Source organism: Neobacillus niacini, assembly GCF_046591715.1.
Lineage (GTDB): Bacteria > Bacillota > Bacilli > Bacillales > Cytobacillaceae > Neobacillus > Neobacillus niacini_L.
Map to the genome: position 1 here is coordinate 15,342 of NZ_JAWVNQ010000021.1, position 12,887 is coordinate 28,228.

Annotated in this window: 9 protein-coding genes and 1 pseudogene; 2 read left to right on the plus strand and 8 right to left on the minus strand. The window is 41.6% G+C overall.

Translation table 11 applies throughout. The features are described from left to right. The first annotated feature begins 47 nt into the window (after positions 1 to 47). Positions 48 to 893 (plus strand): phytanoyl-CoA dioxygenase family protein, encoded by an 846-nt coding sequence (locus tag SFC47_RS24275; protein WP_411257138.1) that lies wholly within the window; start codon positions 48 to 50, stop codon positions 891 to 893. Positions 894 to 1,334: 441 nt separating this feature from the next. Here SFC47_RS24275 and gnd read toward each other — a convergent pair whose 3' ends face one another. The 5 genes from gnd to SFC47_RS24300 all read right to left on the minus strand — a co-directional run bounded on the left by gnd (position 1,335) and on the right by SFC47_RS24300 (position 7,355). Further along, complete coding sequence (gnd, locus tag SFC47_RS24280; protein WP_411257139.1) at positions 1,335 to 2,735, minus strand: decarboxylating NADP(+)-dependent phosphogluconate dehydrogenase; 1,401 nt, start codon at positions 2,733 to 2,735, stop codon at positions 1,335 to 1,337. A gap of 73 nt (positions 2,736 to 2,808) precedes the next feature. After that, complete coding sequence (locus tag SFC47_RS24285; RefSeq protein WP_411257140.1) at positions 2,809 to 4,155, minus strand: GntP family permease; 1,347 nt, start codon at positions 4,153 to 4,155, stop codon at positions 2,809 to 2,811. Positions 4,156 to 4,208: 53 nt separating this feature from the next. Next, positions 4,209 to 4,946: a GntR family transcriptional regulator gene (locus SFC47_RS24290; RefSeq protein WP_411257141.1), complete on the minus strand. Its 738-nt coding sequence runs from the start codon at positions 4,944 to 4,946 to the stop codon at positions 4,209 to 4,211. A gap of 263 nt (positions 4,947 to 5,209) precedes the next feature. Continuing rightward, positions 5,210 to 6,070 carry an RNA polymerase sigma-70 factor gene (locus tag SFC47_RS24295; protein WP_411257142.1) on the minus strand — a complete coding sequence of 287 codons (861 nt, stop codon included), beginning with the start codon at positions 6,068 to 6,070 and terminating at the stop codon, positions 5,210 to 5,212. Positions 6,071 to 6,074: 4 nt separating this feature from the next. Further along, complete coding sequence (locus SFC47_RS24300; protein WP_411257143.1) at positions 6,075 to 7,355, minus strand: phytoene desaturase family protein; 1,281 nt, start codon at positions 7,353 to 7,355, stop codon at positions 6,075 to 6,077. Between the two features lie 136 nt (positions 7,356 to 7,491). Between SFC47_RS24300 and SFC47_RS24305 the strand changes: the two are divergent. Next, positions 7,492 to 8,549: pseudogene (locus SFC47_RS24305) on the plus strand (undecaprenyldiphospho-muramoylpentapeptide beta-N-acetylglucosaminyltransferase). A 115-nt stretch (positions 8,550 to 8,664) separates the two neighbouring features. On the opposite strand, the gene SFC47_RS24310 reads toward SFC47_RS24305, so the two are convergent. The 3 genes from SFC47_RS24310 to SFC47_RS24320 form a co-directional block, all read right to left on the minus strand. Continuing rightward, complete coding sequence (locus SFC47_RS24310; RefSeq protein WP_411257144.1) at positions 8,665 to 10,251, minus strand: acetolactate synthase large subunit; 1,587 nt, start codon at positions 10,249 to 10,251, stop codon at positions 8,665 to 8,667. A 205-nt stretch (positions 10,252 to 10,456) separates the two neighbouring features. Next, positions 10,457 to 11,020, minus strand: coding sequence for a hypothetical protein (locus SFC47_RS24315; RefSeq protein ID WP_411257145.1), 564 nt, complete (start codon positions 11,018 to 11,020; stop codon positions 10,457 to 10,459). Positions 11,021 to 11,188: 168 nt separating this feature from the next. After that, the gene (locus tag SFC47_RS24320) at positions 11,189 to 12,628 is read right to left on the minus strand and encodes a L,D-transpeptidase family protein (protein WP_411257146.1); all 1,440 of its coding nucleotides are present in this window, start codon (positions 12,626 to 12,628) and stop codon (positions 11,189 to 11,191) included. Positions 12,629 to 12,887 lie beyond the last annotated feature (259 nt).

Here is a 12,887-nt window from a genome sequence, read left to right on the forward strand (position 1 = left end):
CCATCTCGTATTTTATTAAAATACTTACTTTATAGGAGGAATTTATCATGACTATGACGAAAGATTCTCAAAAAACAAATGTAGTTTACGAACCTGCTGAAATTATGGGAGCTCTTTACGGTCCTGGAATTCACGGCTTAAAAGGTGCTTACGACCGCGAATTGATCGCTCAGCTTGCGGAAGACATCGACGTGCTTTATAAGGATGCTCTTCAAAGAGAAGGCGGTACAGTACCGCGCGGCCCGAAACGCCACTACGTGGAAATCCATCCGGAAAATATCCGCGGCTTCGTCGATATCGTAACACACCCATGGGTGAAGGCAGTTTGTGAAACCGTGCTTGGACCTGAGTATAAAATTGTCGAAATTGGGTTTGACGTACCAAATCCAGGTGCTGTAAACCAGCCATGGCACCGTGATTTCCCAGCTCCAGTTGACACAGTTAAAGGAAGAAGATTGAATTCTCTTGCTTTCAACTTGACGACAATCGATGTAGAACCAGATATGGGACCATTTGAAATTGCCCCTGGAACGCAGTGGGATGATGGCAGTGAGTTTGAATACGAAATGTTCCCATCTAAGGATTTGTATTCCCGTTATCAGGGGTTAGCTGAGCAGAAAATGCCAAAGATGGGCGATATTTCAGTCCGTTCAGCCTTAACCATTCACCGCGGAACTACAAACCATTCCGATAAAGCAAGACCAGTACTTGTTTTAGGTGTGGATGCACCTGGAGCAAACAACCATGAAAGACACGACCTGCAAATCACAAAGAAATTTTACAACACCTTACCAGAAGACCTGAAAAAACACCTAATGTGCCGCCTAGTCGACGAACTCGAAATCATCGTCCAAGCCCACGACATCGAAGGACTTAAAATGGGAGAAGCATAAAAGACAAAAAGACCATGGGGACGGTTCTCCTGGTCTTTTTTTGGTGTCCGAGGGGGTGACCAGGTGACCATGGGGACGGTTCTCGCGGTCAATTTCCTTGCTAGCTGTATTTTATCAATACGTTTCTTCAGGGTTGAATTTGCCTATGCCTTTTAATCATGACAGCGAATCAGGATTTCCTCTGGCTGTTCATAGCTTATCTCTTCAACTGATATCTTCATAGCATCACCTGCAAACACTCAATATTGTTATTAGATACTACATAATTTCTCTAAAAACCTCTGAAAATCCTTTTTGGAACGTGGGGAAAGGGGGCACAGGGACGGTTCTACCGGTCTTTTATTGCCAGCAGAACGGTCCCTGTGCCCCCATTCGTCCCCATACGCCATGCTCTCAGAAATGAAAAAAAGACCAAGAGAACCGTCCCCTTGGTCTTTTAGCTTACCAGTTTGTATGAAAAACTCCTGTTAGATCGTTGCGTTCGTAGGTGTGTGCACCGAAGTAGTCACGTTGTGCTTGGAGCAGGCTGGCATTGGAGCTGCCTTTGCGATAGCTGTCAAAATAGGTGAGGGAAGCACTTAAACATGGGAATGAAATACCAGAATTGATTCCTTCACATACTACTTTTCGTAAGCCCATTTGGTAATCTATTACCTTTTCAGAGAAATATGGAGAGATTAATAGATTCTCGAGTGTTGGGTTTTCCTGATAGGCTTCACTGATAACGTTTAGGAATTCTGCACGAATGATACAGCCGCCGCGGAAAATCAGCGCTATATCCTTTAACGGCAAATCCCAGCCGAACGCTTCAGAAGTCATTTTATATTGAGTGAATCCTTGTGCGTAGGCACAAACCTTCCCCATATATAACGCCTGTCGAATGTAGTCAATCCATTCATTTTTATCCAATTGCTGCTTTTTGTTCTTAGGACCTGTAAGAATGGATTGTGCCTGTACCCGTTCCTCTTTTAAAGCAGAGATGTATCGTGCAAATACCGACTCCGTGATAATCGATGCAGGGATGCCGTTATCAATCGCTTGGATACTGGTCCATTTACCAGTGCCTTTTTGGCCGGCTTTATCCAAAATCACGTCAATCAGCGGTAAGCCTGTAATTTCATCCTTTTTTCGTAAAATTTCAGCCGTAATTTCGATTAAATAACTTTTCAGTTCACCCTGATTCCAGGTTTCAAAGATATCCGCAATTTCTTCAAGAGGCAGTTCCAATTTTTCGCGTAAGAAGGTATAGGCTTCAGCGATGAGCTGCATATCGGCGTATTCGATGCCGTTGTGTACCATTTTCACGAAGTGACCGGCACCTTTTGGACCCATATACGCACAGCAAGGGGTATTGTCCACTTGAGCTGCTATTTTTGTAAGAATGGGTGCAGCTTTTTCGTAAACTTCTTTATCACCGCCTGGCATAATCGAAGGTCCAGTTAATGCGCCCACCTCGCCGCCAGAAATCCCAATTCCTATATATCCGATTCCCTTGGACTTCAACTCATCATACCTGCGTTCACTATCTTCGTAATGGGAGTTACCGCCATCCATAATGACGTCGCCTTCTTCAAGATGTGGTACTAACGACGCAATCACCGAATCAATTGCTTTACCGGCCGTAACCATCATAAAGACTTTTCTCGGAGTCTCTAATGACTGAACAAAATCTTGAATTTCATAGTAGGGAGTAATGCTCTGTCCATCAAGCTTTCCCACAAGCTTGTCAGTCAAATCTCTCGTATAATTATAGACCGCCACTTGTTCACCTTTATTCGCCATATTTAAAGCAATATTACTGCCCATAACTCCCAAACCAATAACACCGATTGTATGTAACATTTCATTTCGCTCCTCTAATTTAAGATTACGCCGTAAAACCCTCTCGAAAAGAGGGTTTTCACGGCAGGAATTTTTATACAAATAAGCTTAACAATAGAATAAATCCAAGTCCCGCTACGGAAATAATCGTTTCAACCATCGTCCAGGTTGCAAATGTTTCTTTCATGCTCAACCCAAAATACTCTTTGAACATCCAGAAACCAGCATCGTTAACATGGGAAGCAATAACACTTCCTGCACCTGTTGCAAGTACGACCAGCGCAAGGTTAACATCACTTTGTCCTAACATAGGAATGATTAAACCTGCTGTTGTTAAGGCTGCAACGGTAGCAGAACCTAATGCAATACGTAAAATGGCTGCGATGATCCAAGCAAGGATAATCGGTGATAACGTAGTTGTTTTAAATAATTCTGCTACATAGTCACCCACACCGCCGTTAATTAATACCTGCTTGAAGGCGCCGCCGCCGCCGATAATTAATAGCATCATTCCAATGTGCAGAATGGCTTGTGTACAGGACTCCATAACATCTTTCATCGGAATCTTTCTAGCAATTCCCATAGAATAAATTGCAAATAACAGCGAAATCAACATAGCCGTTCCAGCATCACCGATAAATCGGATCACTTCTAATACTGTATTATCTTCGTAGCCTAATGTTTTTTGAAGCAGGGTAATAATGGTCGCAATCGACATTAAAATAACTGGAAGCAAAGCTGTGAAAACACTAATGCCGAAACTCGGTGTATCTTCCAATTTAAATGACTTTTGTTCCCCTAATGAGGCAATGCTGCCCATTTTTTTAAATGACTCCGGTAAAAGCTTTTTCGCAAATTTTGTAAAAACTGGACCCGCTAGAATCACGGTAGGTACAGCAACAATAAAACCATAAAGTAATACTTCACCAATGTCGGCACCTAGTTCACCAGCAATTGTTGTTGGCCCTGGGTGAGGCGGCAAGAAACCATGAGTGACCGATAATGCCGCAGTCATTGAAATACCAAGTGAAAGAATAGAAACTTTCAATTCTCTTGAAATCGCAAAGACAATTGGAATCAATAATACTAAACCTACTTCAAAAAATAACGCGATACCGATAATGAAAGAGGCGACGACTACTGCCCATTGCGTATTTTTTTCACCGAATTTTTTTACAAGCGTCATCGCAATTCGCTGGGCACCGCCGGAATCAGCGATTAACTTACCTAGCATGGCACCAAGTCCAAAGATTAACCCAATGTGACCAAGTGTTCCTCCTAATCCGGCTTCAATCGTTTTAACTACTTCTTCTAATGGCATTCCAAGGGCTAACGCCACACCAAACGATACGATGATTAATGAAATAAAGGTGTTTAATTTCAAGCCCATGATCAAAATTAGCAGGGCGATAATTCCTAACGCTACAATTATTAATGGCATTTTAATTCCTCCGTGCTGTTCTATGTCTAGTTGTATGATGTAAGCTATTTTGCTTAGTCCGTTTTTTGCGGAGACCCTTTTGCCAGCAATTGCTGTGACAACCAAAGGTCATCAACCGTTCCTTGAACTTGTACATCATCAAAGTTTAAATGTAGAGATTCGAGCATCAGCCCTCGATCCTTCGATTCGATCGCTTCAATATAAATCTCGTGATTTCTAATAACCCTGGTAAAGTCTTCGTACTCTTCTTTTAGCCGGAAACGCATCGATAATAGAATTAAGCATTCCATCACAGGTTTTAGGTTATTCCAAATCATCAGCATATGAGAATGGTTAATGGAACGAATAATCGTTTCATGGAATAAGACGTCCTGCAGGGCAAATTCGTCAGCATCGCGATATCTAATCGCAACTTTCATCATCTCTAGTATTTTACCCAGTTCTCGTGATAGTTGAGTGGTTTCCATCTTTAAAAGACGTTCAAACACAAATGTTTCAATGAGGAGACGGACTTCATAGATCTCCTGTATTTCTTTTTTGGTTAAACCAATCACAACTGCGCCCATTCTTTCTAAGCGAATAAGATTTTCAGCTGCGAGGATTTTTAATGCTTCACGAATCGGTGATCGGCTTACAGCAAAATCCGCAGCTAGTTTATTCTCCGATAGGATGGTGCCGCTTTCAACAGAGCCAGAAATGATACGCATTCTAAGTTCACTTGCAACACGTTCACCAGCAGAAGCCTTCGAAAGACTCTTTTCGGGATATAAAAATTCCTTTGATTCTATCATAAGTTCACCCTCTTATTATAATACAAGAATACTTGTATACAAGTATTATAATAGCATTCTCAAAAAATGCAAGCGCTTTTACCGAAATTCAGTCTGTGAAAAAATGCCGTGGGGACGGTTCTCGCGGTCATTTTTTTGGTAATAGTTGGTAGATGGGCATGGGGACGGTTCTCGTGGTCACAATCATTGGCTTTTACTTGGCGGATGCCCCGAGGTGCCATCCAAATGAAAAAAAGACCAGGAGAACCGTCCCCCCGGTCCCCCTATCCAGGAAGTTTTTCTGGATTTAGGGTGAGATAGATTTCGTTGATTTTTCCGTTTGTGATAGAGAAGCTGATGATGCTTTGAATGGAGCCGTTTATGTGATTGATGATGGCGGGCTGGCCGTTTACATTTTTCACTTCAAAGTAGAAGTCTTCAGGGACATTTTTTAAAATACCTAATAAGAAGGCGAGAACATTGGCTGAGGATACAATTGGCCGGACAGCAGCCTTAACGATTCCGCCGCCATCGGAGTAAAGTGTGACATTTTCGGATAAAAGTTCTAATAAGGCGTCTCTATTTTGAACTTGAAACGCTTTTATAAAGTGATCCACCAAAGACTTATTTTTTTCATAATGTAAGCTTTCCCCTTCGATTAGGGAAATCTTTTGCTTAGCCCGGCTGAAAATTTTCCTGCAGTTTTCTTCTTTCTTTTCAATGATGCTAGCAATCTCATTATATGAAAAGGTAAATACCTCTTTTAATAGAAGCACGGCGCGTTCATCTGGTGATAAATGCTCCATCATTCGTAAATAGGCGATACTCAATCCTTCTTTCTGCAGCACAGCATCCGAAGGGTCAAATTCACCTGTTTTTTCTAGCAGTAACGGCACCGGATTCCAAGGTCCGGTGTAAGTTTCTCGTTTGTGCCGTGCGGATTTTAATACGTCAAGACAGCGATTTGTCGCCATTTTGCATAGGTAGGCTTTCTTGTTATCTGGATTTTGCTCCTTTATTTGATAGGCTTTTAAAAAGGTTTCTTGGACAATGTCTTCTGCTTCTGTGATGGAACCTAACATACGATAACAAATGGAGAACAACAATGGTTTAAATTCTTGGTAATCCTCATTACTAATCTGCACACTATCAACCCATTTCTTTTTTAATGATTTCTTCCGCAGCTTGTTTTCCGCTGCTCGCTGCTCCTTCTAACAAAATTGAATCAGGAGAAGCCCAATCGCCCGCAAGGTATAAACCTGGAATTTCCGTTTTCATACCTTGTAACATTTCTTCCTCTCCAACTTGAGGAAGGCGCTGATTTACGATTATTTGAGGAATAAAACGGCTGGTGATGAGATAATTTTGCCATCTGGGCTGGAGTTTTTCTAAGAACTGTTCAAGTTCAGTCCTAACGCTTGTTTCATTTATGGGTTCTTCTGGACAATAATATTTAAATACATGAAGAACCGCATTCCCGTGGTGATTTGATAGACGAGCAATAGGTGAATGTACGGAAAAATAGAGCGGATTAGTTAAGCCTAGGACAAACAATTTTTTAGGATTTGGCAGCTGTGTTAATGCAACATCAAGAGTGGCACCCTTTATCGGCTGCAGGTTGGTTAAAAAGTGGTTCAGGGAGTTGGGAGAATGTTCACCTAACATGAGATTTAGTTCCTTAGGACCTGTTGTACATATCACATTCTTCGCAAAGATTTCCTCACTATGGGGTAATACCAATCGAAAATGGTCCTGTTCAATTAGATCTATTTGTTTTACGGATGTATGGGTCCGAATTTGTATTCCCGAGATCACCGCTTTATTATGGAGCTGGTCGATGAGGGTCTGCCAGCCGTAATCAAGATAGAGTACACCGCTCATGACGGCCTTTAATTGTGATACGATGATTTTTGCACTTGCCTGTTCGGGGGCATGGCAATACGTCGCCAGTCTTCCTAATACATACAGCAGGGATTGAATCTTTTCTGAACGGGCTGCTAGCTGGACCCAATTTTTGAAGGTCTGATATGCTAGCTTTTCAGTATCCGCTGACACAACTTTTAACAAAACACCGGCCCATTCCAACCTTTCTTTCACGTTTAATAGTCTAGTAGTCAATAGCCCGATAGGAGAAAAGGGCGCTTGGTATTCCAAATTGTTTTCAACGAGTATGGCATCGGTCTTTGGAGATCCTCCATTTAGTTGTATATCTAATTCTTCGAGAATGGCTTTGGCTTTTCCTTTCTTATATATAGCATGCGGGCCAACATTGAAATATTGTTGACGAATCACATCAGTCCGAGCTCTGCCGCCGGCTTTTTTTCCTTTTTCTAAAATTAATATCGATAAATTGGTTTTCGCTAAATAATTTGCTGCCACATAACCAGCCACTCCGCCGCCGATAATCACAACATCATATTTATTAGTCATCACATAACCTCCGTCGGTATTTTCATTACTCATGACGAGGAGGAGGGAATAAATGTGACAATGCACAAATACAAATGTAGGAAAATTTCATTTAACGTATAATGAATAATAGGTCTATGAGGAATTAGGAGGATATATGCCAAAGAAAAAAATTGTATTTACCGGTGGAGGTTCTGCGGGGCATGTAACGCCCAATATTGCCTTGATTAATGAGCTGGACAATTGGGACCGCTATTATATCGGTTCGAAAAAGGGAATTGAAAAAGAGCTAATTGAAAAAATTAATATTCCTTACTTCGGTATCAACAGCGGGAAACTTAGAAGATATATCGACTTTGAAAATTTCGTGGATGTATTTCGTGTCCTAAAAGGCTGCTTTGAAGCGAGAAGGGTGCTGAAAAAGATCAAGCCTGATTTAGTATTCTCAAAAGGGGGATTTGTTTCGGTACCTGTCATCATCGGTGCAAAAACCTTAGGAATACCGATTTATATTCATGAAAGTGACATGACGCCGGCCTGGCGAATAAAATCTCACAAAGATTTGCGACGCGGATATTTACTTCCTTTGAAGAAACAAAAAAGTTCTTTCCGGAAAATAAGGCAGTTGATATTGGTTCACCCATTAGGAAAGAAATATTAAGCGGGTCTGCGATAAAGGGAAGAGAGTTTCTTGGGTTTGATCACCATAGTCCGATTTTAACGATTATGGGAGGAAGCTTAGGAGCAAAGAAAATAAATGAAGCAGTCCGCCAATCACTAGATCAACTAACAGCTAGTTACCAGATTGTTCATTTGTGCGGGAAAAATAACCTAGATGAAAGATTATCCTCTCATCCAAGGTATAAACAATTTGAATATGTTCATGACGAACTATCAGATATCTTAGCAGCGACAGATATCGTGATCACAAGAGGCGGCTCAAATGCCATCTTTGAATTTCTCGCCTTAAATATCCCCATGCTGATTATTCCATTAGGATTAAACCAGAGCAGAGGCGACCAAATTTTAAATGCCAAGGCCTTCCAAGAAAAAGGATACTCCCATACCTTGGAAGAAGAAAAACTGACTGCAAAAACACTCATCGAACAGGTAAACACTGTCTATAAAAACAGATACGAATTCAAAAAGAACATGAAAGCATCCCAAAAGGGAAACGCACTGGAAACCCTCGTCGACGAAATTAATAAATTGTGACCATGGGGACGGTTCTCCTGGTCACTCCTAGATACTAGGCAGGTATTCCATCACTGCCTAGTATCTAACAACAAAGTGAAAAAAGACCGCGAGAACCGTCCCCGCGGTCATTCCTCTAATCTTGGATAACCTCAATCAGTGTAATTTCATTTGTCTGATTTAATGAAGCCTTCAAAACTTCTTCAAATTCACTTAAGTGAGTCGGTCTGAAGCCCTTGATACCAAAGCTTTCTGCCAGCTGTACAAAGTCAGGGTTTCCAAAGTCTGTACCGAAGCTATGACTGAACTTTTCTTGCATCATTTGTTCTTCTAGTTTCAGCCCAGAGTTATTTAAAACAATCAAAACAAACGACAGGCCTAATCGCTTTGCGGTCTCTAATTCTGAAATATTCATTAAGGCGCCGCCATCCCCGGTAATACAAATAACTGGAGCATCACCGCAGGCTAGTTTAGCACCAATGGCACCGGGAAGGGCAATTCCCATTGAGGCTAATCCATTGGAGAGAATAAGGGTGCCGGCTTGGTTTGGCTGAAAGGTACGTGCAATGGATACCTTATGGGCACCGACATCTGAAACGACGATTGTCTTTTCCGTTGTTAGTCCTTCGATAACCGTTAAAACATTTTCAATCGATAAAGATTGATTTCCTTTTATGTCTAAATGAAGTTGGTAAGCTGTCTCAATCCGTTCTTTTAAATTCCCGTTCGGAACCCATGGCTTAGCAGGGATATCCAGTTTATTTAGGAGCAGGAACGTCTCCTTTAAATCACCAGCCAATTCTCCTCTAACAGGGTAGTGCTCGTCCATTTCGGCTGGCAATGGATCAATATGTAAAATGGGGATGCTCTTTTTATTCCAGTCCTTTGGGAGTTTTTCAACAAAATCAAAACCTACCACAAGTAATAAATCAGCTTCCTCTATGAGTGGAAGTGCTTCATCGTCTTTGTTAAAACCAAAGGTAAAGTAATTTAGCAGATGGTTTTTTGGTAAAATTCCTTTTGCCATAAAACTATGGATCACAGGTGCTTGCAGGTTCACGACAAATTCGAGCAGTTCTGCCGCTGCATCCTGCCTTATAACACCGTTACCTACTATGACAACTGGTTTTTTGCTCTGATTTATTAGCGTCAAAGCATTCACGATTGCTTGTGTGATAGGTATGCTTTTTGGAATAGGTGTGACAGGTAATGGCTGGGTTGTAATGATTTGAGAAGCTAGGTTCTCAGGTAATTCGATTAAAACACCGCCCGGCTTTTCACTTTGTGCGACTCTAAACGCTTTTCGAATAATGGCAGATAGGGTGTTTGGGTCCTTAACTTGAACACTCCACTTGGTGGCAGGTTCGAAGGATCGAACGATATCTATATATTGGTGGGATTCAAGATACTGCCGCTCTATGCCTGCTTGTCCTGTAATCGCCACAACTGGTGAATGATCAAGAGTGGCACTGGCTATACCGGTCAAAAGATTTGCTGCCCCGGGACCTAATGTCGCTAAACAAATGCCCGGTTTTCTTGTCAATCGACCATATACATCCGCCATAAAAGCGGCTCCTTGTTCATGACGAACATTCACAAACTGAATTTGTTTGGATTTAGACAATGAATCCATCAAATCCAGCGTTTCCTTTCCCATAATGCCAAAAACATACTCAACACCCTCATTTTCTAAGCACTGAACAAGTAAATCTGCTGCCTTCATAATAAGCCCCTTTCAAACTGCCTTTTTCCTATTTTCTCCTTTTTTCACGAAAAAATGCGATGGGGGCGCGGGGACGGTTCTCCTGGTCACATTTCTTTTGTACCCATGGGAAAGACCACAGGGACGGTTCCTGTGGTCACCCCACCGATGGTCATCCCAAGAAAAAAAGACCATCGGAACCGTCCCTATGGTCACCTGGTCACGGTCACCTATGGTCACGAGGAAAAAAGACCGCGAGAACCGTCCCCACGGTCCCGGTCCACATCCAGCAATAGAGCAGTGAAAAGAGGTAGATCATGAGGATGTTGATTATGCTGATTTCCATGAAGAGCGGCCCTAGGATAGGGAATTGAATGATATAGAGTAGGAGGCATATCCCTGTGGTTAGAAATAAACTTGAAAGGGATACCACTTTCCATACCTTGTTAAAAAGTAATAATCCCAAGCCGATTCCAATTCCCATGGCACCTGTTGTAAAGGGGAAGACAATAAGTTCTGAAGGCTGTATGAGCAGTAATAGAAAGATAGTTAGAAAATAGCTTAATAATCCATAGGCGGGGTAGATTAACATGCTTATGATGATTGGGGCAGTGGCAAGAGGGCTGATAAGCATCCCAATCCCAGGGATGATTCCACCTGCACTCTGCAATATGGCAGCAATTAATCCCATTAACGCAGAAACCACCAGTTTAAAGGATAGGCTTCGCGTATTTCTAACTCTAGTAATGACGGGTAAGAGGCGGTCCTTACTATTCCTATTCCAAAACATAGAGTACTCACCCTTTTTGTTCCAATGTAAAAAGCAGCATCCATCACCTGCTGTTATTAAGGTATTCCCAAGTCCAAGCTTGTAGAATTAATAATGAACCACCATTTCTATAGTGGTATTTTTACAGAAAAAAATCAGGAAATCATTAGATTCCCTGATTGATGTTTTCTAATATACAACAACGGGTTGATACACGCTGAGGTTATCATACACGGCTTTCATCATACTTGGAGAAACGTTGACACAGCCGCCTGATCCTTGGGTGAGATAAGCATTGCTGTTCCAATTTGTTCTCCAGCCGGCGTCGTGGAATCCTTGGCCGCTGTTCGTAAATGGCGCCCAATAATCGACTTCAACGGAATAATCCGGTTTGCCGACAGCACTGCCCTTAAGGGTATAAGGTGTTCGTTTAAAGAGAACATACCATACCCCAGGTGAAGTATCTTCGCCGGTACTATGTTTACCGGTGACCACATTCGTCGTTAATACTAATTGTCCATCTCTGTAAAGCCAGATTCGCTGTTCGGCAATCGATATTTCAGCATACGTACCGCCAATACCGTTGTTTGCCAGCGTTTCATAGCCATAGCCCTCACCGCTCCAGCCATTTCCACGAATATTAGAAGCGGCGATTGCCTTCTCTCCTTTTTCAAAAGCTGCTTGAACCAGTGCGGCTTCCTTATCGACATCAAGCGCCCAGCCATACCCTTGACCCTTAACCGATACCACGGCCCCTGAATGAGTCTTAAAGGAGAAATTTTTGCCTAACGTTGATTGAGTGTTATTAATTTCAGCGATTTTCTCTTTTAGGATGCCTGGGTCTATCGTAACAGTCAAATCCTTTGTCACTGAGGCATTCTTAATCAAGTCACTGCCCTTTAAAGAATGTACTTTATCCTGTACCTTATATTCCACCGTATGCTGAAGCAATGCTTCCAGCTTTTTCTTTTGATCTACAATCTCTGTACTTTCCTCCGTAAGCGGCTGTAAAAGTACAGGGTTTAAATGAATCTCACTCGTAAATTTCTGACTCTGAAAGTCCTCAAGCAACCCCTCTACATCATATTGCTCTCCGATTACACCTTTTGTAACCACAATTTGACCTTGTTCCAGTTTGACCTGGGAATCTGTAGGAGCTTTTAAATTCTGGTTCATGGAAATCAGTTTTTGTTCTAGTTCCTCTTTCAAGCTCCCAGTGCGATATGGATCGGGCTCGCTTGGCGTTAATGAAAACTCTTTTGAATCAGCTGTAGGAATAAATGTCCACTGATTTTTTAGGAGTTTTTTAACTTCAGGCAGATCACTTTTAGTAAAGCCTAAGGAAGTATCTTTTCCATCAATAATTTGTTGATCTCCAATATAAACAACGTTACTTAAAACGGTTGTTTCTAACTTTTCAAGTGCTTTATCTGCAGTTAAGCCGCCAACCTCAATGCCGTTAATCTTAACCTTCGAATTGAAGTGAGTGGCCTGGTAGAAGCTCAATGCGCCACAAATAAGTGCTATTACAATGATGACCCCAGCTGTAATGAACTTCCAATTCTTAAACTTTTTAAAAGAATTTCCCTTTGATATGTCTACCCGTGATTCTTGAATCGCATTTTCCATGTAAATCCCCCCGCATACCTTTACACCCAGCATTTCAAAGTCCATAAGTTGATGTTCAGAAATGCTATATAATCTTTCCTAATATACTCCTATTTTACTAGATTGAATAGTGAAATCTTTGTCGTATTATGTAAATAAAATGGAAATTTTTATTTAGATGGATTTGGAGCGGCAGGGATTGAAAAAAAGGGGGGATATTTGGTTGATACAGAGGGAACTAATACAAAAAAGGACAGCAAAAAATCTCGCTGTTGGCGAA